Origin of the sequence: Stutzerimonas stutzeri SDM-LAC, assembly GCF_000235745.1 — a bacterium.
Lineage (GTDB): Bacteria > Pseudomonadota > Gammaproteobacteria > Pseudomonadales > Pseudomonadaceae > Stutzerimonas > Stutzerimonas stutzeri_H.
The window spans coordinates 13,023-38,640 of sequence record NZ_AGSX01000010.1; the positions used below are offsets into that span (position 1 = coordinate 13,023).

A 25,618-nucleotide genomic window follows, 5' to 3' on the forward strand; every position below is an offset into this window, starting at 1 on the left:
ATGCCGACGTCACTCCGATCTGTCTAGAATGCAGACGCAACCCTCATTTGGTCAGTTGCCTCGAGTGTCTGACCACAGCTTGAAGTGAATGGCATGAATCGCAACGACCTTCGACGCGTGGACCTGAACCTGCTCATCGTTTTCGAAACACTGATGCACGAGCGCAGCGTGACCCGCGCCGCCGAAAAGCTGTTTCTCGGGCAGCCCGCCATCAGTGCGGCCCTGGCACGCCTGCGCACCTTGTTCGACGACCCGCTGTTCGTGCGAACCGGTCGCAGCATGGAGCCGACTGCGCGCGCGCAGGAGATCGCCGGCCTGCTCTCGCCCGCACTGGATTCCATTTCCACCGCCGTCAGCCGCGCCTCCACCTTCGACCCCGCCACCAGCGAGCTGGTGTTTCGCATCGGCCTGACTGACGAAGTGGAATTCGCCCTGCTACCGCAGTTGCTCAGGCGTGTCCGTTCCGAAGCGCCGGGCGTGGTGTTGGTGGTGCGTCGCGCCAACTATCTGCTAATGCCCGGCCTGCTTGCCTCCGGCGAGATCTCGGTCGGTGTTTGCTACACCCAGGAGCTCCCGGCCAATGCCAAGCGCAAGGTATTGCGCCGGCCGAAACCGATGTTGCTGCGCGCGGATAGCATCCCCGGCCGCATGACGATGGAAGATTACTGCTCGCGTCCGCATGCCATGGTTTCCTTTGCCGGCGACCTGAACGGCTATATCGATGACGAACTGGCACTGCACGGCTGCAAGCGCAAGGTCGTGCTGGCGGTACCGCAGTTCAACGGCTTGGCCAGCCTTTTGGCCGGAACCGACCTGGTAGCGACGATGCCTGACTATGCCGCCGCAGCGCTGGCCGCTAACGGTGGCGTACGTGCCGAGCCGCTGCCATTCGATACCAGCCAGGATTTCGAACTGTCCATGGCCTGGCGCGGCGCTCAGGACAACGATCCAGCGGAGCGCTGGCTGCGCTCACGCATTCAGATGTTCGTAGGCGATCCGGATAGCCTCTAACACGCGCTTCATCTGGATTTCACGGCTAACAGTTCGTCGTCCCGGACGCTCAGCGGATCCCCATTCGCGGTCGAGACCGCTCCCACGAAAGACCGCCACGGGGTAGCTGCAGCCTAATGCACAGCCCGCTTTTCGTGGGAGCGACCTTGGTCGCGAAGATTTTTCCTTCGCCTGCGCTGATACGGAATACGCACCCATCAACGCCAATGATATTCACCTTTGTCTCGTTCGATTTTCGCTGAACGGCTTGGCCACGCAGACTCGCCATCAACAAATCCCGACTTGCGGAGTCAAGCAAATGGAACGTTCGTTCAGCGCCTTGCGTTTTCCCCTTATCACCCTGACGGTGCTGATCACCGCCGCCTGTGGCAAGGCTCCTGAGGCCACCCAGGCGGGTCTGCCGCCGCCCGCTGTCAGCGTCGCCGAGGTCATCGAGCAGCAGGTGACTGAATGGGACGAACTCACCGGGCGCCTGGAGGCTCCCGAGTCGGTTGAAATTCGCCCACGTGTATCGGGCTTTATCGACAAGGTCACGTTCGAGGAAGGCTCGGTCGTGAAGAAAGGGGACCTGCTTTTCCAGATCGACCCGCGCCCGTTCCAAGCGCAGGTCAAACGTTTACAAGCCGAACTGCAACAGGCTCGCGCCACCGAACGCCGGACCGCAAGCGAGGCCGAGCGCGGTGAGCGCTTGCGCGCCAATAACGCCATTTCCGCTGAATTGGCTGATGCGCGGACCAGCGCCGCCAGCGAAGCGAAATCCGCCGTTGCCGCCATCCAGGCACAGCTCGACGCGGCGAAACTGGACCTCGGTTTCACCCGCGTCACGGCTCCTATCGATGGACGCGTCGGTCGCGCTCTGATCACCGCGGGCAACCTCGTCAATGCGGGCGAAGCCTTGCTGACGACCGTGGTTTCGACCGACAAGGTCTATGCCTACTTCGAGGCGGATGAACGCACCTACCTGAAGTACCGCGAACTCGCCCGTGACGGTGAGCGTGGCGAGGAAACACCCGTGTACCTCGGGCTATCCAGCGAAGAAGGTCATCCGCATCTGGGGCACATGGACTTCATCGACAATCAGGTCGACCCGCGCACCGGCACCATTCGCGGGCGCGCCGTGTTCGACAACCGCGACGGCAGCTTCACGCCCGGTCTGTATGCCCGTTTGAAGCTGGTCGGCAGCGCCACCTACGACGCCGTTCTGATCAAGGATGTCGCGGTCGGAACCGATCTGGGCAAGAAGTTTGTTCTGGTCGTCGGGGATGATGACACCGTCAATTACCGCTCCATCGAGCTCGGTCCGAAGCTCGAAGGGCTGCGCATCGTGCGTGGCGGGCTGAAGGAAGGTGAAACCATCGTGGTCAACGGCCTGCAGCGCGTTCGGCCAGGCAACGCCGTGCAGCCCCAGAATGTGCCAATGGCCGACGCTGACACCCTCGCCGCGCTGAAAGAACAGAACCGTGCAATCTCCGCCGCGATGAATCCGCAGGTGGTCGAGCGCACCCTGGCGCGCGGGCCAAGCAGTTGACGATAGACACGATCCGCTGACCGGCGCCGAGGCGCCAACTCAAAACAAAATCGATTCCGACAGGGTGCGTCACGCGCACCCTCTCCCCCGGAGTGCGTCATGAATTTCTCCCAGTTCTTCATCCAGCGGCCGATCTTCGCCGCGGTGCTGTCGCTGATCATCCTGATCGGCGGCGCCATTTCACTGTTCCAACTGCCGATCAGCGAATATCCCGAAGTCGTGCCGCCGACCGTAGTGGTGCGCGCCAGCTTCCCGGGTGCAAACCCGAAGGTAATCGGCGAAACCGTTGCGTCGCCACTGGAACAAGCCATCACCGGTGTCGAGGGCATGCTTTACATGTCGTCCCAGGCGACCGCTGACGGCAAGCTGACCCTGACCGTCACCTTCGCGCTGGGGACCGATCTGGACAACGCCCAGGTGCAGGTACAGAACCGCGTCACGCGTACCCAGCCGACGTTGCCGACGGAAGTGCAGCGTCTCGGTGTAACGGTGGACAAGGCTTCGCCGGACCTGACCATGGTGGTGCACCTGACCTCGCCGGATGAGCGCTACGACATGCTCTATCTGTCCAACTATGCGGCACTCAACGTCAAGGACGAGCTGGCGCGGCTGGACGGCATCGGCGATGTGCAGCTGTTCGGCATGGGTGATTACTCGCTGCGTGTGTGGCTCGATCCGAACAAGGTGGCCTCGCGCAACCTCACCGCAACCGACGTGGTTAACGCGATCCGCGAGCAGAACCGTCAGGTCGCTGCGGGTTCGCTGGGTGCGCCACCCGCGCCGGGCGCGACGGACTTCCAGCTGTCGATCAACACACAGGGCCGGCTGGTCAGCGAAGAAGAGTTCGAGAACATCATCATTCGCGCCGGCGAAGACGGTTCGATCACTCGCCTCCGGGACATCGCTCGTATCGAACTGGGCTCCAGTCAATACGCACTGCGTTCACTGCTTAACAACCAGCCTGCCGTTGCCATCCCGGTGTTCCAGCGTCCTGGCTCAAACGCCATCGAAATCTCCGACTCAGTGCGTGCCCGCATGGCCGAGCTGAAGAAGGACTTCCCTGAAGGCGTGGACTACGAAATCGTCTACGACCCAACCATCTTTGTTCGCGGTTCCATCGAGGCGGTGGTGCATACCCTGCTTGAAGCCATCGTGCTGGTGGTGCTGGTGGTGATTCTGTTCCTGCAGACCTGGCGCGCCTCGATTATTCCGTTGGCTGCCGTGCCCGTATCGCTGATCGGCACCTTCGCCGTAATGCACATGCTCGGCTTCTCGCTCAACGCGCTGTCGTTGTTCGGCCTGGTGCTGGCGATTGGCATCGTGGTGGATGACGCCATCGTCGTGGTGGAGAACGTCGAGCGGAACATCGGCCTCGGCAAGTCGCCGGTGGAAGCCACCAAGCAGGCGATGAAGGAAGTGACTGGGCCGATCATCGCCACGGCGCTGGTGCTCTGCGCTGTGTTCATCCCGACTGCCTTCATCTCCGGCCTCACCGGGCAGTTCTATCAACAGTTTGCGTTGACCATTGCGATTTCGACGGTGATCTCGGCCTTCAACTCCCTGACCCTGTCACCAGCGTTGGCGGCCGCGTTGCTGCGCAGCCATGACGCGCCTAAAGACGGCTTCTCACGCCTGCTGGACAAGCTGTTCGGCGGCTGGCTGTTCGCCCCCTTCAACCGGGTATTCGAACGCGCCAGCCACGGTTACGTCGGTGCGGTTAAACGCATCCTGCGTGGCAGCGGCATTGCTCTGGTGGTTTATCTCGGCCTGGTCGGACTCGGCTATATGGGCTTCGCCAGCACACCGACCGGTTTCGTGCCCCCGCAGGACAAGCAGTACCTGGTCGCCTTCGCACAACTGCCCGATGCCGCGACGCTGGATCGCACTGAGGACGTCATCAAGCGCATGTCGCAAATCGCTGCCGAGCACCCCGGTGTGGAAAACACCGTGGCCTTCCCCGGCCTGTCGATCAATGGTTTCACCAACAGCCCGAATAGTGGAATCGTTTTCACCCCGCTCAAGCCCTTCGATGAGCGCAGTGATCCGTCACTGTCCGCCAACGCCATTGCGGCTGATCTGAACGGTAAGTTCGCGCAGATACAAGACGCCTTCATCGCCATCTTTCCGCCGCCACCCGTACAAGGTTTGGGCACCATCGGCGGCTTCCGCGTGCAGGTGCAGGACCGCGGCAACCTCGGCTATGAAGAGCTGTACAAGCAAGTACAGAACGTCATTGCCAAGAGCGCGGACTATCCCGAACTGGCCGGGCTGTTTACCAGCTATCAGGTGAACGTGCCGCAGATCGATGCCGACATCGACCGAGAAAAAGCCAAGACCCATGGCGTGGCGATCGACCAGATTTTCGACACCATGCAGGTCTACCTTGGCTCGCTGTATGCCAATGACTTCAACCGCTTTGGTCGCACCTATCAGGTCAACGTCCAGGCCGAGCAGAAGTTTCGCCTGACGCCCGACCAGATTGGCCAATTGAAGGTGCGCAACAACCGTGGCGAGATGGTGCCTCTGTCGACGTTCGTCGAGGTCAGTGACAGCTCCGGGCCGGATCGGGTGATGCACTACAACGGCTTCCTCACCGCTGAGATCAACGGCGCGGCCGCCCCCGGCTACAGCTCCGGCCAGGCCGAGGCGGCCATGGAACGGCTGCTGCAAGCCGAGCTCCCGAACGGCATGAGCTTCGAATGGACCGAACTGACCTATCAGCAGATCCTCGCCGGCAACACCGCAATGTTCGTCTTCCCGCTCTGTGTGCTGCTGGCCTTCCTGGTATTGGCGGCGCAGTACGAGAGCTGGAGCCTGCCGTTGGCGGTGATCCTGATCGTGCCGATGACGCTGCTATCGGCCATCACCGGGGTGATCCTGTCTGGCGGTGACAACAATGTGTTTACCCAGATCGGCCTGATCGTGCTCGTTGGTCTGGCGTGCAAGAACGCGATCCTTATCGTCGAGTTCGCCAAGGACAAGCAGGAAGAAGGCATGGATCGGCTGTCCGCTGTACTCGAGGCCTGCCGCCTGCGGCTGCGCCCGATTCTGATGACCAGCTTCGCGTTCATCATGGGTGTGGTGCCGCTGGTGCTCTCCTCCGGCGCTGGCGCCGAGATGCGTCACGCCATGGGCGTCGCAGTGTTCAGCGGCATGCTCGGCGTCACCTTCTTCGGGCTGTTGCTGACGCCGGTGTTCTATCTGGTGATCCGCGCCTTCGTCGAACGGCGCGCGGAGAAGAAAGCGGTACTGAAGGAGGCACATGCATGAAGGCTGTCATTACCACCCCGCTGCTGCTGGTGGCTGCCCTCGCATTGAGTGCCTGTGCAGTGGGACCGGACTATCGCGCCCCGGAGGTTGCGCCCGCGCAAATTGAACGCGCTGCGGCGGCGGGTTTCGACCAGTCACGCTTTCAGGCGGCCTGGTGGCGTCAGTTCGACGATCCGACGCTCGATGTGCTGGTGAGTGAAGCGTTGTCGGAAAACCGCGAGCTGCGCATCGCTTTCGCCCGGCTCCGAGCCGCTCGCTCGATCCGGGATGATGCGGCCAACGATCGATTCCCCATCGTAACTGCAGGCGCCAGTGCCGAATACGGCGAGGCTCAACAGCCCGGCTTCAGCGAGGAGCGCAGCAGCGTCGAGCGCTACGATCTGGGACTCGACATGGCTTGGGAACTGGACCTGTTCGGTCGGGTGCAACGGCGCATCGAAGCCAGCGAGGCGCAGAGCGAGGCCGCAGAAGCCGAGCTGTACCAGTTACAGGTCAGCCTGATCGCCGAACTGGTCGATGCCTACGGCCAGCTGCGCGGCGCGCAATTGCGTGAACGCATCGCCAGGGAAAATCTCGAAAACCAGCGCAACTCGCATCTTCTAACCGAGCAGTTGCGAGACGCTGGCGTGGGCAGCGAGCTCGACGTGCTGCGCGCCGATGCGCGGCTGGCCGCAACCGAGGCCAGCTTGCCGCAACTGCAGGCGCAGCAGACCCGCGCGACCAATCGCATCGCAACCTTACTTGGTCAGCGCGCCGACAAGCTGAGTGTTAACCTCTCGGCGCGCGAGCTACCGGCCATTGCCAAGGCGCTGCCGATTGGCGACCCGACCGAACTGTTACGTCGCCGGCCAGACATTCTTGCGGCGGAACGGCAACTGGCAGCGGCGACCGCCAACGTAGGCGTGGCGACTGCTGATCTGTTTCCGCGGGTAAGCCTGAGTGGCTTCCTCGGCTTCATCGCCGGGCGCGGCTCGCAGATCGGTTCGAGTGCGGCCCAGGCTTGGGGCGTCGCACCGAGCATCACTTGGGCAGCGTTCGACATGGGCAGTGTTCGCGCCAGATTGCGCGGTGCAAAAGCGGACGCCGAAGGAGCGCTGGCCAGCTACGAGCAGCAGGTCCTGCTGGCGTTGGAGGAATCGGAGAACGCCTTCAGCGACTATGCCCGCGCGCAGGAGCGGTTGCTCGCCCTGTTGCGTCAGTCAGGCGCCAGTCGCGCAGCAGCGGAGCAAGCCGCCATCCGTTATCGCGAAGGCACGGTGGACTTTCTGGTGCTGCTGGATGCCGAACGTGAGCGTCTGGCTGCGGAGGATGCGCAGGCGCAAGCCGAAGTCGCGGTCTATCGTGGCGTCGTGGGTGTTTACAAAGCACTTGGCGGCGGTTGGCAGTTGTCCAGTCGTTGATCTGCAATAGCTCTGCGCCGCCGCCTTGCTGCGCAGAGCAGTTGCTCTCAGCGGCCAAAGTGTGACCTGTTGCAACTCCCGCTCCCTCAATTATGAATTCTTTGAGAAAGCCCTTTTTACGGTGCGCCTTATTTGGCATAACGCTTCGTTGAAGCTCAAATAACATTCGGTTTCCGGATGTGATGCCAACCCACCAAAAATAAAGAGCCTTTTCATGATCAAGCCGATCATCACCCTCGCCGGCCTCGTGCTGGCGTTGACCGCGACCGCGGTCGAAGCTGAGCCGATCGTCATCAAGTTCTCGCACGTCGTCGCTGAAGACACCCCGAAAGGCAAGGGTGCCCTGCTGTTCAAGAAACTCGTTGAAGAGCGTCTGCCCGGCCAGGTGACCGTCGAGGTTTATCCCAACTCGTCACTGTTCGGCGATGCTAACGAACTCGAGGCATTGGCCAACAACGAGGTGCAACTGCTGGCGCCGTCGTTAGCGAAGTTCGAGAAGTACACCAAGCAGGTGCAGGTGTTCGACCTGCCTTTCCTGTTTGACGATCTGGAAGCCGTCAACCGGTTCCAGAAACGCGCCAAGGGCCGCCAACTGCTGCGCTCGATGGAAAAGGAAAACATCACCGGCCTGGCTTACTGGCACAACGGTATGAAGCAGTTATCGGCGACAAGGGCGCTACTGCTGCCGAGCGATGCAGCGGGGCTGGCATTCCGTATCCAACCCTCAGCCGTTCTGGAATCGCAATTCGCGCAGGTAGAGGCGCCGACCAAGAAGATCCCCTTTTCCGAGGTCTACGCCTCGCTGCAGAACGGCACCGTGCAAGGTGCGGAGAACCCCTGGTCGAACATCTACAGCAAGAAGATGCACACCGTGCAGCCCTACATCACCGAATCCAACCATGGCGTACTCGACTACATGCTGGTGAGCAATACGCGATTCTGGTTCGGCATACCGCATCGAGTCCGTACCGAGCTGGAAGGCATCATCGACGAGGTCACCTTCGAGGTGAATCGCGCGGCGGAGGAAGCCAACCAGGCCGACCGTGAGCGCATCCGCAAAGCTGGGACGTCCGAGATCATCGAACTGACGCCAGCACAACGCGAAGCCTGGCGCGAAGCCATGCGACCGGTCTGGAAGGAATTCGAACCGGTGATCGGCGCCGATATCATCAAGGCGGCGCAAACGGTCAATCGCAAGCAGCGCGACTGACCACTCCCCGCTTCACTTCCTGACCGCGGCAGCAATGCCGCGGTTTCAAATTGCCCCTCAACGACAGCCCAAGCCCAGCCTTTATCTGTAAGCAGCATGCGGCTCGCCATCTGAAGAATGACTTGGCACGGGCGCGTCCGTTGATTATCAGCGCTCAGGCGTCTCCAGCACGGGTTCGAAATCCAGCTGCGATTCTTCCCACCCACCGCCTAACGCTGCGATCAATTGAACACTGGCGGCGAGCTGATCGCCCAGCAGCGTCAGATAGGTGCGCTCGTTGTTCAGCGCACTGGTTTGCACGGTGGCAACGCTGAGGAAGTCGACGGTACCGGCGCGGTACTGGTTCTGAACCAGGCGCAGCGATTCTTGTGCCGCTTCCAGGGCTTGACGCTGGACCACCGCTTCAGCAGCGAGAACGCGCAGTTGTACCAGGTTGTCTTCGACCTCACGGAAGCTGTCGAGCACCGTCTGGCGGTAATTGGCCACCGTCAAATCATAGTTAGCCTCGGCTGCTTCGAGGTCAGCACGACGGCCACCAAAATCGAGCAGCGTGACCGCCAGCTGTGGGCCGAGCGACCAGAAGCGGTTGGGCAAGCTGATCAGGTTACTCAAACTGCTGTTGCGGTAGCCACCGCTCGCGCTCAGCGTCAGGTCCGGATACCAGGCCGCTTCGGCCACACCGATCTGGGCATTGGCAGCGATCACCTGACGCTCAGCCGAGGCTATATCCGGGCGACGCTCAAGCAATTGCGAAGGTAGCGCCAGCGGCACCGCCGGCAGCTCCGGAATCTCGTCGAGTTCGGCTATGTTCAGCTCCGCTGGCGGCACTCCGATCAGCACTGCGATCGCATGTTCCATCTGCGCTCGCTGCCACTGCAGGTCAATGGCCTGGGCCTCAGTGCTCCGCAACTGCGTCAGTGCCTGGGTTACATCGGACTTCGGCACGATTCCCGCGCGGTACTGGTTTTCCGTCAGTCGCAATGAACGGGCGAAGGCTTCGACCGTCTGGTTCAGCAATCGCTGCTGTTCGTCCATCACGCGCAATTGCAAATAGGTCTGGACCAATTCGGATTGCAGGCTCAAGCGAACCGCTGCCAGATCTGCCGCGCTCGCCTGCATGCTGGCGCGATTGGCTTCCAGGTTGCGCCGCAGACGGCCCCACACATCCAGCTCCCAGGAAGCATCGAGGCCAACACTGTAGCTCTCGCTGATACCACTGGCGCTGCCGCCTTGTACTGCGCTGGTCGAACCGTTCTGCGCAGCGCGCGTCGCTCCAGCACTGCTGCCCACTGTCGGAAACAATTGCGAGCGTGCGCCCCGAACCAGCGCCCGCGCCTGGCGATACTGTGCTTCTGCCGCCGCCAGATTCTGGTTCGACAGGTTCAGCCGACCAACCAAGGCATCCAACTTCGTATCTCCGTATAGCCGCCACCAATTACCGCGCTCCAGCGTATCTGCCGGATTGGCGACCTTCCAACCTTCGGCCTGCTTGAATTCTGCAGCCATGGGCAACTCGGGCCGCTGATAGTCAGGGCCCAAGGTGCAGGCGGTTACAGAGAGCACCAGAACCACAAGGGCCAGCGGACGGAGGGTGTGTTTCAGGGACAACGGACTCATAGCGGATTTTCCAGTGCGGCGTCGGTGCGTACACCGCGCCAGCGGTTGAAACGATGACGCGCGCGGTCCAGGTACAGGTAGACCACCGGCGTGGTGTAGAGCGTGAGAATCTGGCTGAGCATCAGACCTCCGATGATGGCCAGCCCCAGCGGCTGGCGCATTTCGGAACCTTCGGCACCGCCCATCAGCAGAGGCAGCGCGCCGAGAATGGCGGCCATGGTCGTCATCAGGATCGGGCGGAAACGCAGCAAGCAGGCCCGACGAATCGATTCCGCCGGCGGCAGGCCGTCGTTCCGTTCGAACTGCAGCGCGAGATCTATCATCAGAATCGCGTTCTTCTTCACCACGCCGATCAGCAGGAACAGGCCCAGCAGAGAGATCAGACTGAACTCTTCGCGTGTCAGGATGATAGCCAGCAATGCCCCGACACCAGCCGAAGGCAGCGTCGACAGGATAGTCAGCGGATGAATGTAACTTTCGTAGAGAATCCCAAGCACGATGTACACCAGCAGCAAGGCACCGAGGATCATCAGCGGCTGACCTTCCTGAGTGGCCTTGAATACGTCGCCGGTACCACCTAGGCGCCCCTGCACCTCGCTGGGCATGCCGATGGCTGCGACAGCCCGTTCGATGGCCCGTGTCGCCTGATCGAGGCTGACGCCGGGCGCCAGATCGAAATCAATGTTTTCGGCGGCGAACTGCCCATCATGGCTGACGCGGTCCTCTTCCAGGCTTCGCTCGTAGCGGGCGAATGCGGCCAGCGGTACGCGCCGGCCATCGCTGGTGATCACCTGGATCTGTTCCAGCACTTCTGGATGTTGGGCGTAGCTCGGGTCGATCTCCATCACTACCTGATACTGATTGAGCGATTCGTAGATGGTGGAGATCTGTCGCTGGCTGAACGCGTTATTGAGCAAGGTTGTCACCGTGCTCATGTCGATGCCGAGTCGCTTGGCCGCGTCGCGATCGATCTTCAGGCTGATCTGTTGCGCGCCCTCGCCTTCATTGGCGTCGATGCTGGTGAGCTCCGGCAAGGCCATCAGCGCTCGGGTCACTTGCGGCACCCAGGTGCGCAGATCGGCCAGATCGCTCGCCAACAGATTGTATGAATAGGCCGAACTGCTCTGCCGGCCGCCACCGAACTGTAGATCCTGATCCGCCATGAGGAACATGCGGCCGCCGGGGACCTTTGGCTGATTCTTGCGAATGCGCTCGATTACGTTCTGCGCGGATATCTTGCGCTCGGCCAGCGGCTTGAGCCGAACGATCATGAAGGCGTTGTTGATGCCACCCTGGCCACCGATAAAGCCGGCCACACTTTCCACCGCCGGATCGGCCAGCACCGCCTTACGGTAGGTTTCCATTTTCGGCTGCATGACCTGGAACGACAGCCCGTCGTCACCGCGGATGAAGCCGGTCAGCTGGCCGGTGTCCTGTTGCGGGAGGAAGGTTTTCGGTACCTCGATATAAAGGAAAACATTGAGGCCGATGGTCGCCAGCAACGTGAATAAGGTGATGCGATGATGACGCAGCGCCCAGCCCAGGGAACGGTCGTAGTGGCGCAACAGCCATTGGTGGGCATCGTGGCTCCAGCGATGCAGCCGGCCATCGTGCTCGGGCTGGTGAGGCTTGAGCCAACGGGCGCACAGCATTGGCGTCAAGGTCAGCGACACTAACAGCGAGACGAGGATGGCAGCCGCCAGGGTGATGGAGAACTCGCGGAACAGCCGCTCGACGATACCGCCCATGAACAGGATCGAAACGAACACCACCACCAGTGACAGGTTCATCGACAGCAGGGTAAAGCCAACCTCACGGGTCCCGATGTAGGCGGCACGCATCGGTGGGACGCCGTCATCGATGTGTCGTGCAATGTTCTCCAGCACCACGATCGCGTCGTCCACCACCAGCCCGGCGGCGAGGATCAGAGCCATCAGCGACAGCACATTGAGCGAGAAGCCGAACAGATACATCACGGCAAAGGTGCCGACCAACGAAACCGGTACCGCAAGCGCTGGTATCAGCGCTGTACGCAGGCGGCCAAGGAACAGGAATACCAGCAGAATGACCAGCCCCACCGCAATCAACAAGGTCCGCTCAGCCTCGTGCAGGGTTGCCCGGATGACGGGTGATCGATCCATCGCCACTGCCATCTTTACGCTGCCAGGCACGATTGCCTGGAGCGCGGGTAGCTCGTTGCGGATGCCCTCGATGGTTTCGATGATGTTTGCGCCGGCCTGGCGATTGATTACCAGCAGCACCGCTCGCTCGTTGTTGAAGAATCCGTCGTTGTAGCGGTCTTCGACCCCATCCCTGACCTTGGCAACGTCGCTCAGGCGCAGCGCCGCGCCATCCTGATAGCGAATGATTAGTGGCAGGTAATCCGCGGCTTCGTGCAGTTGATCGTTGGCCTGCACCTGCCAGTGACGATGATCGTCTTCGACCATGCCTTTGGGGCGACGCACGTTGGCCGAGGCGATGGTTTGGCGCACCTCATCAAGGGAAACACCGTATTGCTCGAGTTGTTGCGGCTGCAGTTCGACGCGCACGGCCGGCAAGGAGCTGCCGCCGACCTGTACCTCGCCGACACCGGGCACCTGGGAAAGCTTCTGCGCCAGGACGGTCGAACCGATGTCATAGAGCTGCCCCTTATCCAACACCTCGGAAGTTAGGGACAGCACCATGATCGGCGCCTGCGCCGGGTTTATCTTGCGGTAGGTCGGCATGCTCCGCATGCCGCTGGGCAGTAGGTTGCGCGACGCGTTGATGGCCGCCTGCACGTCCCTGGCGGCACCGTTGATGTCGCGATCGAGATCGAACTGGATGATGATCCGCGTCGAGCCCTGGCTGCTGCGACTGCTCATCTGGCTGACGCCGGCAATGCTGCCTAATGAGCGCTCCAGCGGCGTTGCGACGCTGGAGGCCATGATTTCCGGACTCGCCCCCGGCAAGCTCGCTTGCACCGTAATGACGGGGAAGTCCATGTTCGGCAGCGGCGACACCGGTAATAGGCCGAAGCTGACTCCTCCCAACAGCAAAATCGCCAGGCTCAGCAGCATGGTCGCGACCGGACGCGCGATAAAGGGCGCGGAGAGGTTCATCGATTGAAAGCCGCTGGAAGCCGCTGTCTGAGGGCTGGACGAGCCAGGTCAACGGTAGGATGGGTGTAACCCATTAATCCCCGCTGATGGGTTGTACCCATCCTACGAACGCCCGTGCTCATGCGCTCGCCTCTTGACCTGTCGTGCCGTTACGGGAAAAGCGATTGCCCAGGCGGTCGAAAAACAGATAGATCACCGGCGTGGTAAACAGCGTCAGCAACTGACTGAGCAACAGGCCACCGACCAACACCAGGCCCAGTGGTTGGCGCAGTTCTGCGCCCGAGCCGGACGCCAGCATCAGGGGTACGGCACCGAACAGCGCCGCCAGGGTGGTCATCAGGATCGGGCGGAAACGCAGCAGCGCCGCGCGGTAGATCGCGTCCTGCGGGCTCATGCCTTGGTGGCGTTCGGCCTCGAGCGCGAAGTCGATCATCATGATTGCGTTCTTCTTGACGATGCCGATCAGCAGAATGATGCCGATGATGGCGATCAGTCCCAGATCGTTGCCGGTCAGTAGCAGCGCGAGCAAGGCGCCGACCGCAGCCGATGGCAGCGTCGAGAGAATGGTGATTGGATGAATGTAGCTCTCATAGAGCACGCCGAGCACGATGTACATGGTCACCACCGCCGCCAGGATCAGCAGCAAGGTGCTCGACAGCGACGCGCGGAACGCCTCGGCGGCGCCCTGGAAACGACTCTGAATACCGGCCGGCAACCCGATCTCGGCCTCGCCCCCTTCGATGACCTCCACCGCTTCGCCGAGCGAAACGCCGTCTGCCAGATTGAATGACAGCGTCACGGCCGGGAATTGGCCGATGTGGTTGATCAACAGCGGCGCGCTGCGCTGCTCAAGCGTCGCCAGACTCGACAGTCTTACCGGCGTGCCGCCTTCGCTCTGCACGAACAGCTGTTCCAGTGCCTTCGCGCCAAGACGCCCACCCGCCTCGGCCTCGATCACCACGCGGTATTGGCTGGCCTGGGTGAAGATGGTCGAAATCTGGCGTTGACCGAACGCGTCATACAGCGCATCGGTGATAGCCGATATCTCGATACCCAGCCGCGCCGCCGCATCACGATCGATATCCAGGAAAATCTGCAGCCCGTCACTTTGCAGATCGCTGGCAACATCGGTCAACTCGGGGCGCTCGCGCAGCGCCGCGACCAGACGCGGCGTCCATTCCTGCAGCAGTTCGCCGTCCGGGGACTCGAGGCTGAACTGGAACTGCGTACGACTGACTCGATCCTCGATGGAGAGATCCTGCACCGGCTGCAAATACAGGTCGATGCCCGGCAGTTTCGCCAATTCCGGTCGCAGCCGGTCGATGATCTGGCTGGCGGTTGCATCACGCTCAGCGTGAGGTTTTAGATTGATCAGCAGGCGACCGCTATTGAGCGTCACGTTATCGCCATCGACACCAATATAGGACGACAGGCTGGCCACAGCCGGGTCGGCCAGGATCACGCGAGACAAGGACTGCTGACGCTCGCTCATCGCGCGGAAGGAAATCGATTGAGGCGCTTCACTGATGCCTTGAATCACGCCGGTGTCCTGTACCGGAAAAAAGCCTTTCGGTACGGCCAGGTACAGCACGACCGTCAATCCCAGTGTGACCACGGCAACCAGCAGAGTCAGCGTCTGGTGCCCCAGCACCCAGGTCAGCCAACGCGCGTAGCCGCCGATCAGCCGCTCGACCCAGTCCGGCTTGGATTTTTCCGCTGCCGCAGGCTTGAGCAACTTGGCGCACATCATCGGCGTCAGTGTCAGTGACACCACCAGCGAGATGAGGATAGCGACGGCCAGCGTAATGGCGAACTCGCGGAACAGACGTCCCACCACGTCTTGCATGAACAGCAGAGGAATGAGGACCGCGATCAGCGACAGCGTCAGCGAGATCAGCGTGAAGCCGATTTGCTTAGCGCCTTTGAGAGCAGCCTGCAGGGGCGTCTCACCCTCCTCCACGTGGCGCGCAATGTTTTCCAGCATAACGATGGCGTCGTCGACCACAAAACCGGTCGCGATGGTCAACGCCATCAAGGTCAGGTTGTTCAGCGAGAACCCGGCAAGATGCATCACAGCAAAGGTGCCGATCAGCGACAACGGCACCGCGATAGAGGGGATGATGGTTGCCGAGAGCCGCTTGAGAAAAACGAAAGTGACCATCACCACGAGAAAGGTGGCCATCAGCAGCTCATGCTGCACATCGGTGATAGCGGCGCGGATGGTCTGGGTACGGTCGGTGAGCACCACCACGTCGAGACCAGCCGGCATGCTGGCTGTGACCTCGGGAAGCAGCGCCTGAATGCGCTCGACCACCTCGATCACATTGGCGCCTGGCTGGCGCTGGATATTCAGCAGCACGGCCTGGCTTTCATTGGCCCAGGCGGCAAGGCGTTCGTTCTCGGCACCATCGACAATGTCGGCAACATCCTTCAAACGCAACGTTGCCCCGTCCTCGTACGCCAGTATGAGTTCGGCGTACTCCTCCGGAGTCTTCAGCTGATCGTTGGCATCGAGCATCGATACACGCGTCGGGCCGTCGAAATTGCCCTTGGGCTGGTTGACGTTGGAGCTGGTTACCAATGTGCGGACATCAGCGAGTGACAATCCGTAGGAGGCCAAGGCCTCCGGATTGACGCGGATGCGCACGGCTGGGCGTTGCCCCCCGGCGATACTGACCATACCCACGCCGCTGATCTGCGCGAGCTTTTGCGCCATGCGCGTATCGACCAGATCATGAAGCTCGGGCAGCGCAAGACTTTCCGAGGTGATCGCCAGCGTCATCACCGGTGTGTCCGCCGGGTTGACCTTGTTGTACACGGGCGGCGCCGGCAGGTCGTTTGGCAGCAGATTGCTTCCAGCGTTGATGGCCGCCTGAACCTCCTGCTCGGCCACATCCAGCTCGACTTCGAGCGAGAAACGTAAGGTGATCACCGAAGCGCCACCGGAGCTGGTCGAGGACATCTGGGTCAATCCCGGCATCTGTCCGAACTGCCGTTCCAGCGGAGCGGTCACGGCGCTGGACATGACTTCGGGACTGGCACCGGGATACAGCGTCATCACTCGGATGGTCGGGTAATCCACCTGAGGCAGCGCGGAGACCGGCAGCATGCGGTACGCGATGAGACCGGCCAGCAGGATCGCGATCATCGTCAGGGTGGTTGCCACCGGCCGAAGGATGAACAGCCGCGACATATTCATCGCGCAGGACGCTCCTTGGCGCTCTGTGTGTCGATTTTCGGATTATCGGCTGCTTCTTCGGCGAGCTTCTGGCGATCCACCACTTCGACTTCGCTGCCGTCACGCAGCCGATCGGTGCCTTCCATGACGATTCGCTCACCGACGTTGAGGCCGTTGGTGATGACCGTTTTCTCGTCGTTGCTCGGGCCAACCTCAAGCACCCGCAGCTCGACCTTCGAGTCTTCGCCAACCACATAGGCGTAGTTGCCACGCGAACCGAACTGCAGTGCTGCAGAAGGAATCAGCACCGCATCATCGAGGGTTTCCACGCGCAGGCGAACGTTAACGAATTGATTGGGTATCAACAGCTCCGCCTCGTTATCGAAGCGAGCCTTCATTTTTAGCGTGCCAGTGGTCGTGTCGATCAGGTTGTCGAGGCTTTCCAGTACCCCTTCGCCGAACAGCACCCGCTCGCCGCGATCCCAGGCTTGTACCGACAGTTCGTCACCGCGACGAAAGCGGGCGATGACCGGCGGCAACTCACCCTCAGGCAAGGTAAAGCTGATCGCCATGGGTTGCGTCTGAGTGATGACGACCAAGGGTGTGGTGTCGTTCGCCGCGACCAGATTGCCTTGGTCAAGCTGGCGCAGGCCGACGCGCCCATCGATTGGCGCGCGAATCTGAGTGAATTGCAGGTTCAGCTTGGCCTCATTGACCGCCGCCTGGTTGGCCGCCAGTGTGCCTTGATACTGGTTGACGAGCGCCTGCTGGGTGTCGAGGGTCTGCTTGGCAATACTGTCCTCGGCAAACAGACCTCGGTAGCGCTTCAGGTCCAGCTGGGCATTCTGCAGCAGCGCGCGGTTCTGCTGCAGGGTACCTTCCGCCTGCTGCAACGCTACCTGGTAGGGCCGCGGATCGATGACCGCCAGTAGATCACCGGCCTTGACCCGCTGGCCTTCTTCGAAGCGTACCTCGACCAGCTCGCCAGCCACGCGACTGCGCACATTCACGGTGTTCAGCGGCGTAACGGTGCCGAGCGCCTTGGCATAGACCTCAAACGTCCCCTGCTCGACCGATGCGACCCGCACGGGCGTTGGGCCGCCAAACGCGCCGAAAGCCGGCCGCCCACCCTCTCGCTGTGACGGCGTCTCGGCCTCGGTTGGCCATAGCCACCAAAGCAATAGCGCAATCACAGCGACGACGCCACCGATGATCAACCAGCGCCGAAAGGAGCCGGCGGAAGAAGTGTTTGCCTCGGACATGAACTGGGTTCGCCTGAAAATGAGCGTGAACCATAAGCAGTCGCGCTCCGCTCGCAAAGGGGATTTACGGCATTTTTACGTATCCGTCCTTGTCACAACGCGAACTGATGGCAAAACGCTCCATGCCGGCGCAGGAACCATGCTTGAGCTATCCAGTCTATGTAGCGTTCGCCGGGATGCTGCCAAACGTGGCTCAGCGCAATCACCCCGTGCTCGATGAGTTATGCCGTATTTTTTCAGGCCGTCCGATAATGGCCTGCACAGGATCAAGGAATGAACGCATCACTGGTCATCCTGGCGTTAACTGTTGCCAGCTTTTTACTGGGTTTTCTACGCGACCTGTTCATTGCCAAGGCCTTCGGCCTGAGCTGGGAAGCGGACCTTATCTTCGTCGCGCTGATCCTGCCGATGTTCTTCGAGAACTTCCTCGGCCTCGCCTTGCGCGACGCCATGATTCCCTACCTGCAAAAATTGCGTAGCCAGTCGGAAGCACTTTTCGAAACGGTGAGCCGCTGGCTTTACTGGCGGGTCATGCTCGCAGGCGCGGCAGTCAGCGCCATTGCAATCGTCGGTAGCTACTGGTTCCTGAACCTGCTTGCGCCGGGCTGGACCGATGCGCAGGTCGATGCCGGTCAGATCGTATTTTGCTTTGGCGCAGCGCTGGTGGCGGTACAGGCCGTGCTCTATTGCCAGGGTGCGCTGCTCAACATGGATGAAGTGTTCATCCTGCCGATGACCCGCACCGTGCTGCTCAACGCGGGGGCAATCATCGGCATCTTGCTGTTTCAGCCCACCGGCATGGTGATTTTCATCGGCATGCTGCTCCCCCAACTGGCGCTGATTGTTGTCCAACACCGGCGCATCGCGTATCTGCGAGGCGAGGTCCATCGCGCGGATACAGACGGACACGGTGGTGGTTTCGGGCTGGCGTTCGCTCCGGTGTTGCTCGCAGCGGGGGCGCAACAGGGCTGCATTCTGGCCGAACGGATCTTCGCGTCCTATCTGGACGAAGGCAGCATCACCATGCTGTCGTTTGCGTTCCGCATCGTCACCATTCCGCTCACGCTGTACGCGTTGTCAGTACTGTCTGTGTTGTTTCCCCGTTTCGTATCGAGCTGGACGCAGGACGATCTCAGCGGCCACGCCACGATGGTCCGCAAGGGCCTGTTGGCGACTCTGTTGTTTCTCGTTCCAGCCACAGTGGTGCTCTGTTCGTTTCCCCAAACCGTGGTCGCCGTTTTGCTGGAACGCGGCCAGTTCGGCGCAACGCAAACCGACGCCACGGCATCGCTGGTAGTTCTGTATGCCTTAGGGCTTCCGGCGATGGGTCTGGCCCTGCTGTGGGGACGAGTTCTTCTCGCCCAGCATCAGGCACGCCTGTTTCTGGTCATCACGCTGATCAGCTCTGCAATGACGGTAAGCCTCGACGCGTTGCTGTATCGAACCTACGGAGCAGAGGGCCTGGCATTCGCGTTCTCGAGCGGCGCCGCCTTGCAAGCGCTGTTCATGGGCCTGTACGTCTATCGCGCCTCCCCGGCAGGCCTGGCACCTGCCGTTCTTCTACGCTGGGTAGCCACGGCCGCAGCAGTGGCTACCGCGCTGCATTGGCTACCCGCACCGCATGGCTTGCTCCAGCTGTGCCTGTACATAGCGCTAGTACTCTGCGCCTTCGCTGTGGGCGTAGTACTGCTCGGCGAGCGGGATCTGTTCAAGCCGGCCTATTGGTCTATGAAAAAGGCCTGATCGCTCCTGCTACGCCAGCTGTTCCGATATGAAAAGACAGCCATCGTTTTTGTCTGCAGATACAATATGTGCTAACTTTGTTTCCACAGACGCAAAACAAGCAGGTTAGCCATGGCAGCAATTCTTCAGGCACAGGCATTTTCGAAAGACCAGTGCGCAACCGGTCTAAGGGCTGCGGTGAGCATTCTGGAGAAATGGCAGGCAACCACCGACCAGGCCTGCACTATTCTTCGCATTTCACGCAGTACCCATAATCGAGCCAGGTCGGGTGACGCCAGTTGGTCGGTCAGTCTCGACCCGGACCAGATGCAACGCATCAGCTTCGTTCTGAACATTCATGCCGCCCTTCGACTGGTTTTTGACAATCCGGAGAACGTGTACGGGTTCGCTGCGATGGCCAACCACAACGAATTCTTCAATGGGCGCTCGCCGCTGGAAATCATGGCGCAAGGAGACATGATTTCCTTGTATGAATCATTCCGTCGTATCGACAGCCTGCGAGGCGCTCAGTGGTAAATCCGAATCAGCTGCCGGAGCTGGCTGATGTCCAACAACAGGCCTATCGGCTGGTGAACTCGAAGTTCCCGCCTATCGCCTTGTTCGATGATGTCGCCGATGCCGACGAATTCGAAACGCTCTATCAACTACAAGCCCTGACCAATCCACGACTGCGCAACGAGACTGGACATCTGGAGTTGATCTCGCGCGCCGAGATCCCCTTCGGCATACCAGGCTGCTCATACGCCACCGCTCCGTTTACTCATATAAACCCCGCGGGGTCGCGCTTCAGCGATGGCAGTTTTGGCGTGCTTTATCTCGCCAGCACCATGGATACGGCGCTCGCTGAGGTGAGCTATCACCAGGACCGCTACTGGTCCAAGGTGATTGGCCTGAACTATGAGCGCTTTGTTTTCCGAGGCTTGTCGTGCCGCTTCAGTGAAGCCGGAATGCTCGATGCACTGCCCATCCCGATGACGGATCCGCTCTACGCCCCTGACGACTATTCGAGCGGTCATCGTCTAGGGCGGCGGCTGAGGGAAGGTCGAAAGCCGGGTTTGCGTTATCACTCCGTACGCAAGGCAGGCCAGCATTGCTGGGCGCTGATGACCCCAAAGCCGGTGATTTCGATCATCCAAAGCGCGCGTTACGAGATGGTCTGGAACGGTTGCATCTCGAGCGTCAGCTCGATCGGCTCAATCTGAACATCGTCATCTGCCTGCGGCAACTTTGCAGACCGAGCGGCACGCGGCGGGCGCCCGGCACGCCCTCTCCCTGAACGCTTGCCAGCAACGTACAACGCAGCCCCATGCAGCAGAACGCGCTTCGGGCTGGTCCGATCCAAAATGGGCGGCCCAGTCTCGCCGATTCGCCAGGGGGACAGCTATGCAACACCTTGATCTGCAGGTGATCGATCAGGCGCTTCAATGGGTAGCGGACGGACATGACGTATGGTTTTGCACCGTATTATCGACCTACGGATCAGCACCGCGAGCGCCCGGCGCGCTCCTCGTTGCCCGAGCCGATGGCACACATGCAGGCTCGTTGTCCGGCGGGTGCGTCGAAGAGGAATTTCTCGCCAGCCTGGCGCAAGGCGAGCTGCAAGCGCCGGCGCAAATCGTGCGCTACGGTGAAACCGATGACGACCGACATCGCCTACGACTACCGTGCGGCGGCATCCTGCAGGTGCTGGTGGAACACCACACACCGAGCCCAGCATGGCGTGCCCATCTGCTTACGCTGCAGGCAACTCTACGAGGCCAGGAACGCTTGCTGCGGCGTGTAGACCTGACGACCGGCACCGCCGAACTGCTGGCCGACCAAGGCGGCGAGCAGACGTGCCTCAGGGATGAACAGGTGGATATTCGTATCGGCCCTGCGCTTCGGCTGCTGCTCGCGGGTGTATCGCCAGTTGCACGGGCGTGCGCTGGCTTCGCCCGAGCGCTTGGTTGCGAAGTTATAGCTTGTGATCCGCGCGAAGAAATGCAGGGCATGCTGATCGAAGGCATCGAAGTGCAACCAATATTACCCTCCGTACTTATTGCGTCCGGCGCGTGCCACGAAGCCACCGCCGTGGTCGCACTGACACACGATCCGCGCATCGATGATCTCGCGCTAATGGAAGCGGTACGAACCCAGGCGTTCTATATCGGCGCCATGGGTTCGCTGCAGACATCGGCCAAGCGGGCCGAGCGACTGCAGCGCGTCGGCGGGCTTACCGAAGAGCAAATCGAGCGCATCCATATGCCTATCGGATTGAACCTCGGCAGCAAGACGCCGGCTGAAATTGCCCTATCGGTGATGGCTGACGTGCTGCGGGTATATCGAGGCAAGGCGCGGGACGTACTTTAAACGATGAGATCACAGCCATCCAATACCTCTCGCGGCTGGCAGAGAGCACCGGTCACCCAATGCTTACCGACGGCTTTTTTGTGATTGAATTCCTGTCATAAACATCAGGGCCATCCAGCGAAGCCGTGAAGGCCCCGCCGCGCTTGGCTTGCACGCGGTTATCCACAAAAGCTGTGGATAAGACTGTGAACATATCAGGAATGACTCGCTCAAACGCCCGACTGACGGGGGCTGCCACAGATCGTCGAGTTTTTATCCATTAACGAAAAACGCTTTCGATTCAATAACTTGCAATAAGCAACACCAACAACCAAAAAGGCTTTCGGTTTGATAGTGAAGATCGGCCTGGGAGTGTGCATAACAATTCTTGTCAATAATTTTTTTAGATAAAATTGCTCTTGCAGGCCGAGACCCGATCACTTCTAACCTAGTGCGAGCACGTCCTGCTGGCTACTATCGAGCGCAACGCTTCCAGTCATAGCAAACCGAGCCACTCTCGCTGATGCGATCTGCACACACTGCAATGCTGAATAACACCACTGCGGCTTAGCCATAGAAAATGCCATCGCGGGGTTGAAAGTTGGGAGTAGCGCGAGCGCTCGCGCGTATACACAGAGAAGCGCCGCTGTTGTCGGTTTCCAGATACGCGAAAGCCCCGATTAACGGGGCTTTCAGCGTTTCAGATGGTGCGGACGGAGAGACTCGAACTCTCACACCTTGCGGCGCCAGAACCTAAATCTGGTGTGTCTACCAATTTCACCACGTCCGCAAACTTCTAAACGAAAACGCCAGGCAGCGCCTGGCGTTCCGGAATATGGGGTGGACGATGGGGTTCGAACCCACGACCGCAGGAGCCACAATCCTGTGCTCTACCAACTGAGCTACGCCCACCATATTGCTTTGCTTGTACCAAGCCGGAATGGCGCACCCGGCAGGACTCGAACCTGCGACCATCCGCTTAGAAGGCGGATGCTCTATCCAACTGAGCTACGGGCGCTTTATATCTGCATTCGATTGAGCGCAGACTTCAAGCTCCGGCCAGTGAAGGCTTGACCTTCAAAAGCCGTCTTACCCAGCAGCAAGCTGTGCTCGACAAGCGGGGCGAATCTTAATGGCCTGGCTTTACCTCGTCAACAGCTAAACCGAAAAAAATTCAGTCTGGTAAAGGAGTTACGGGAATCCCCCACCGTGTCGCCTTTGCCGAACGGTGCCGCCGTGCGAGAATGCGCGTCCTTTTTCAGTCCTTCTCGATGGTTAATCACGCGTCATGACCGCAAAACTGATCGACGGTAAACAGATCGCTGCCAATGTCCGCCAGCAAATCGCCGGCCGAGTTGCCGAGCGATCCAAGCAAGGTTTACGAGTGCCTGGCCTGGCGGTGATCCTCGTAGGCATGGACCCAGCTTCTCAGGTCTATGTGGCGCACAAGCGCAAGGATTGCGAGGAGGTGGGATTCAAGTCCACCGCGCATGATCTACCCGCTTCCACCAGCCAGGATGAATTGCTGGGATTGATCGATCAGCTTAATGACGACCCCTCGATCGACGGCATTCTTGTGCAGCTCCCGTTGCCTAAGCATCTGGACGCCTCGCAACTGCTTGAGCGCATCCGCCCCGACAAGGACGTGGATGGCTTCCACCCGTACAACATTGGCCGGCTCGCCCAACGGATGCCGCTGCTGCGCCCCTGCACACCTAAGGGCATCATGGCCTTGCTGGACAGCACCGGGGTCGATCTGCATGGCCTCAACGCGGTGGTGGTGGGAGCGTCCAACATCGTCGGCCGACCCATGGCGCTCGAGCTATTGCTGGCAGGCTGCACAACTACCGTCACTCACCGATTCACCCATGACCTGGCTGACCACGTCAAACGCGCCGACCTGATCGTAGTCGCAACGGGTATCACCGGTTTGGTCAAAGGAGAGTGGATCAAGGAAGGCGCCATCGTCATCGATGTGGGCATCAATCGCCAAGCCGACGGCAAGCTGGTGGGTGATGTTGAGTTCGATGTGGCGGTGCAACGCGCCAGTTGGATCACCCCCGTACCGGGTGGTGTAGGTCCTATGACACGTGCCTGTCTGCTGGAAAACACACTCCATGCAGCTGAACACCTCCACGGTTGAGGCGCGTAGCGCCTGAAGCGAAGGCAACGGACACATCAAAACGACACCCGCGGGTGCCGTTTTGTTTTACTCAGCGCAATCCGACTACCGCGCCTGCTCCCAGGACTTGATCAGTTCGCTATAGCTGACTGTCTGGCCCTGTGGCTTTTCATTTTCCAGTTTGGGTTTCGGCGCACCGGGCTGGGTCAGCCAGTATTCCGGGTCACGCGGCTCGTTCAGCTTTGGCCCACACTTCGGTTGTACATTGGCTCTCTCGAGCCGCGCCATCATCGTGTCCTGTGCTTCGGCGAGCCCATCCAGCGCCTCCTGAGGTGTCTTGTCACCACTGGCTGCTTCGGCGATGTACTGCCACCAGAGCTGCGCGAGACGCGGATAGTCCGGCACATTGGTTCCGGTTGGTGTCCACTGCACCCGTGCCGGGCTGCGATAGAACTCCACCAGACCACCCAATTTCGGCGCCACCTCGGTCATGGCGTCCGAGTTGATGTCTGACTCACGGATCGGCGTCAGCCCCACCAGCGTCTTTTTCAACGACACGGTTTTCGCCACGGTGAATTGCGCGTAGAGCCAGGCAGCCAGACGGCGCTTTTCAGGAGTCGACTCCAGGAATGTCCATGAACCCGCATCCTGATAGCCGAGCTTCATGCCCTCCTCCCAATACGGCCCTTTAGGCGACGGCGCCATCCGCCACTTCGGCGTGCCGTCCTCGTTGACAACAGGCAGCCCCGGCTTGGTCATGTCAGCAGTAAAGGCGGTGTACCAGAAAATTTGCTGGGCGATATTGCCTTGCGCAGGAACCGGACCCGACTCGGAGAACGTCATGCCCTGGGCTTCGCGCGGCGCGTACTCGCGCATCCAGTCGACGTATTTCTGCGTTGCATAAACCGCCGCCGGACCGTTGGTCGCGCCGCCACGCGCTACGCTTGATCCAACTGGATGGCAATCCTCGACACGAATCCCCCACTCGTCTACCGGCAAACCGTTTGGAAGACCTTTGTCACCGGCGCCAGCCATGGAGAACCAGGCATCGGTGAAGCGCCAGCCAAGCGACGGATCCTTCTTGCCATAATCCATGTGACCGTAGACCCGCTGCCCGTCGATCTCCTTGACATGCTTGCTGAAGAATTCAGCGATGTCTTCATATGCGGACCAGTTCACTGGCACACCAAGCTCGTAGCCATACCGTTCCTTGAACTGTTTCTTCAGCTCCGGCCGTTCGAACCAGTCGGCGCGAAACCAATAGAGATTGGCAAATTGCTGGACCGGTAACTGGTAGATTTTGCCGTCCGGCCCGGTGGTAAACGAGATACCAATGAAGTCGTCCAGATCGAGCGTCGGCAGCGTGTAATCCTTGGCTTCGCCCTCGATCATGTCGCTGATAGCGACCGCCTTGCCGTAGCGGAAGTGTGTGCCGATCAGGTCGGAGTCGTTGATGTAGCCGTCGTAGATGTTCTTGCCAGACTGCATCTGTGTTTGCAGTTTCTCGACGACATCGCCCTCCTGCATCAGATCGTGTCGCAGCTTGATGCCAGTGATTTCGCGGAATGCACGCGCAAGCGTCTTGGACTCATATTCATGGGTGGTGATGGTTTCCGATGCGACGTTGATTTCCATCCCACGAAAAGGCTCAGCGGCCTTGATGAACCAGCGCAGCTCCTCCATTTGCTCTTCTGGCGATAGCGTCGAGGGGTTGAATTCCGACTCGATCCATTTTTTCGCCGCGTCTTCATAGGCGTCAGCCCACGCAGCACCTGAAAGGCCGGACAACGTCAGCAGGGCCGCGAGCGCCATGCCATGTCGGGTGTTGTTTTTATTTTCGAACATAAA

General features: G+C 60.4%; 15 protein-coding genes and 3 tRNA genes. 10 read left to right on the top strand and 8 right to left on the bottom strand.

The genetic code is table 11. The features are described 5' to 3' along the window. The first annotated feature begins 93 nt into the window (after positions 1-93). From PSTU_RS0100815 to PSTU_RS0100835, 5 genes are all read left to right on the top strand, one after another. The gene (locus PSTU_RS0100815) at positions 94-1,011 is read left to right on the top strand and encodes a LysR family transcriptional regulator (protein ID WP_019339149.1); all 918 of its coding nucleotides are present in this window, start codon (positions 94-96) and stop codon (positions 1,009-1,011) included. Between the two features lie 298 nt (positions 1,012-1,309). Next, positions 1,310-2,539: a multidrug efflux RND transporter periplasmic adaptor subunit MexE gene (gene mexE / locus PSTU_RS0100820; protein ID WP_019339150.1), complete on the top strand. Its 1,230-nt coding sequence runs from the start codon at positions 1,310-1,312 to the stop codon at positions 2,537-2,539. A gap of 99 nt (positions 2,540-2,638) precedes the next feature. After that, on the top strand, positions 2,639-5,809 hold the full coding sequence (locus PSTU_RS0100825; protein WP_019339151.1) for an efflux RND transporter permease subunit: 3,171 nt from the start codon (positions 2,639-2,641) through the stop codon (positions 5,807-5,809). After that, positions 5,806-7,209 carry an efflux transporter outer membrane subunit gene (locus PSTU_RS0100830; RefSeq protein WP_019339152.1) on the top strand — a complete coding sequence of 468 codons (1,404 nt, stop codon included), beginning with the start codon at positions 5,806-5,808 and terminating at the stop codon, positions 7,207-7,209. The genes PSTU_RS0100825 and PSTU_RS0100830 overlap by 4 nt, the downstream gene beginning before the upstream one ends. Before the next feature lie 217 nt (positions 7,210-7,426). Further along, positions 7,427-8,419 (top strand): TRAP transporter substrate-binding protein, encoded by a 993-nt coding sequence (locus PSTU_RS0100835; protein WP_029404545.1) that lies wholly within the window; start codon positions 7,427-7,429, stop codon positions 8,417-8,419. 147 nt (positions 8,420-8,566) lie between these two features. Here the strand turns inward: PSTU_RS0100835 and PSTU_RS0100840 are convergent, their stop codons facing one another. The 4 genes from PSTU_RS0100840 to PSTU_RS0100855 all read right to left on the bottom strand — a co-directional run bounded on the left by PSTU_RS0100840 (position 8,567) and on the right by PSTU_RS0100855 (position 17,577). After that, positions 8,567-10,036, bottom strand: a complete 1,470-nt coding sequence (locus PSTU_RS0100840; protein ID WP_019339154.1) for an efflux transporter outer membrane subunit — start codon at positions 10,034-10,036, stop codon at positions 8,567-8,569. Beyond that, on the bottom strand, positions 10,033-13,137 hold the full coding sequence (locus PSTU_RS0100845; protein ID WP_019339155.1) for an efflux RND transporter permease subunit: 3,105 nt from the start codon (positions 13,135-13,137) through the stop codon (positions 10,033-10,035). Before PSTU_RS0100845 ends, PSTU_RS0100840 begins: the two co-directional genes overlap by 4 nt. 118 nt (positions 13,138-13,255) lie before the next feature. Continuing rightward, the gene (locus PSTU_RS0100850; RefSeq protein WP_019339156.1) at positions 13,256-16,336 is read right to left on the bottom strand and encodes an MdtB/MuxB family multidrug efflux RND transporter permease subunit; all 3,081 of its coding nucleotides are present in this window, start codon (positions 16,334-16,336) and stop codon (positions 13,256-13,258) included. Then, entirely contained in the window at positions 16,333-17,577 is a 1,245-nt protein-coding gene (locus PSTU_RS0100855; RefSeq protein WP_019339157.1) for an MdtA/MuxA family multidrug efflux RND transporter periplasmic adaptor subunit, read from the bottom strand. The genes PSTU_RS0100850 and PSTU_RS0100855 overlap by 4 nt, the downstream gene beginning before the upstream one ends. A gap of 273 nt (positions 17,578-17,850) precedes the next feature. Between PSTU_RS0100855 and murJ the strand changes: the two genes are divergently transcribed. The 4 genes from murJ (at position 17,851) to PSTU_RS0100875 (ending at position 21,669) form a co-directional block, all read left to right on the top strand. Then, on the top strand, positions 17,851-19,320 hold the full coding sequence (gene murJ / locus PSTU_RS0100860; RefSeq protein WP_019339158.1) for a murein biosynthesis integral membrane protein MurJ: 1,470 nt from the start codon (positions 17,851-17,853) through the stop codon (positions 19,318-19,320). 111 nt (positions 19,321-19,431) lie between these two features. After that, positions 19,432-19,836 carry an antitoxin Xre-like helix-turn-helix domain-containing protein gene (locus tag PSTU_RS0100865; protein ID WP_019339159.1) on the top strand — a complete coding sequence of 135 codons (405 nt, stop codon included), beginning with the start codon at positions 19,432-19,434 and terminating at the stop codon, positions 19,834-19,836. After that, positions 19,830-20,522: an RES family NAD+ phosphorylase gene (locus PSTU_RS0100870; protein WP_019339160.1), complete on the top strand. Its 693-nt coding sequence runs from the start codon at positions 19,830-19,832 to the stop codon at positions 20,520-20,522. The genes PSTU_RS0100865 and PSTU_RS0100870 overlap by 7 nt, the downstream gene beginning before the upstream one ends. Positions 20,523-20,703: 181 nt before the next feature. Continuing rightward, on the top strand, positions 20,704-21,669 hold the full coding sequence (locus tag PSTU_RS0100875) for an XdhC family protein (protein ID WP_019339161.1): 966 nt from the start codon (positions 20,704-20,706) through the stop codon (positions 21,667-21,669). Positions 21,670-22,353: 684 nt separating this feature from the next. Here the strand turns inward: PSTU_RS0100875 and PSTU_RS0100880 are convergent. The 3 genes from PSTU_RS0100880 to PSTU_RS0100890 form a co-directional block, all read right to left on the bottom strand. Beyond that, positions 22,354-22,438 (bottom strand) — tRNA-Leu (locus tag PSTU_RS0100880). Positions 22,439-22,484: 46 nt separating this feature from the next. Next, positions 22,485-22,560 (bottom strand) — tRNA-His (locus tag PSTU_RS0100885). 29 nt (positions 22,561-22,589) lie between these two features. After that, positions 22,590-22,666: transfer RNA gene (locus PSTU_RS0100890), tRNA-Arg, on the bottom strand. Positions 22,667-22,936: 270 nt separating this feature from the next. On the opposite strand from PSTU_RS0100890, the gene folD reads away from it, so the two are divergent. Continuing rightward, positions 22,937-23,791, top strand: a complete 855-nt coding sequence (gene folD / locus PSTU_RS0100895) for a bifunctional methylenetetrahydrofolate dehydrogenase/methenyltetrahydrofolate cyclohydrolase FolD (protein WP_019339162.1) — start codon at positions 22,937-22,939, stop codon at positions 23,789-23,791. Between the two features lie 84 nt (positions 23,792-23,875). On the opposite strand, the gene PSTU_RS0100900 is transcribed toward folD, so the two are convergent. Next, positions 23,876-25,615, bottom strand: coding sequence for an ABC transporter substrate-binding protein (locus PSTU_RS0100900; RefSeq protein ID WP_019339163.1), 1,740 nt, complete (start codon positions 25,613-25,615; stop codon positions 23,876-23,878). Positions 25,616-25,618: the final 3 nt, after the last annotated feature.

Bases quoted from the DNA above. Each gene is read 5' to 3' on its own strand.
- PSTU_RS0100865 (WP_019339159.1), top strand. From the start codon at position 19,432: ATGGCAGCAATTCTTCAGGCACAGGCATTTTCGAAAGACCAGTGCGCA.
- PSTU_RS0100850 (WP_019339156.1), bottom strand. From the start codon at position 16,336: ATGAATATGTCGCGGCTGTTCATCCTTCGGCCGGTGGCAACCACCCTG.
- PSTU_RS0100825 (WP_019339151.1), top strand. From the start codon at position 2,639: ATGAATTTCTCCCAGTTCTTCATCCAGCGGCCGATCTTCGCCGCGGTG.
- folD (WP_019339162.1), top strand. From the start codon at position 22,937: ATGACCGCAAAACTGATCGACGGTAAACAGATCGCTGCCAATGTCCGC.
- PSTU_RS0100830 (WP_019339152.1), top strand. From the start codon at position 5,806: ATGAAGGCTGTCATTACCACCCCGCTGCTGCTGGTGGCTGCCCTCGCA.
- mexE (WP_019339150.1), top strand. From the start codon at position 1,310: ATGGAACGTTCGTTCAGCGCCTTGCGTTTTCCCCTTATCACCCTGACG.
- PSTU_RS0100840 (WP_019339154.1), bottom strand. From the start codon at position 10,036: ATGAGTCCGTTGTCCCTGAAACACACCCTCCGTCCGCTGGCCCTTGTG.
- PSTU_RS0100875 (WP_019339161.1), top strand. From the start codon at position 20,704: ATGCAACACCTTGATCTGCAGGTGATCGATCAGGCGCTTCAATGGGTA.
- murJ (WP_019339158.1), top strand. From the start codon at position 17,851: ATGAACGCATCACTGGTCATCCTGGCGTTAACTGTTGCCAGCTTTTTA.
- PSTU_RS0100815 (WP_019339149.1), top strand. From the start codon at position 94: ATGAATCGCAACGACCTTCGACGCGTGGACCTGAACCTGCTCATCGTT.
- PSTU_RS0100900 (WP_019339163.1), bottom strand. From the start codon at position 25,615: ATGTTCGAAAATAAAAACAACACCCGACATGGCATGGCGCTCGCGGCC.
- PSTU_RS0100855 (WP_019339157.1), bottom strand. From the start codon at position 17,577: ATGTCCGAGGCAAACACTTCTTCCGCCGGCTCCTTTCGGCGCTGGTTG.
- PSTU_RS0100845 (WP_019339155.1), bottom strand. From the start codon at position 13,137: ATGAACCTCTCCGCGCCCTTTATCGCGCGTCCGGTCGCGACCATGCTG.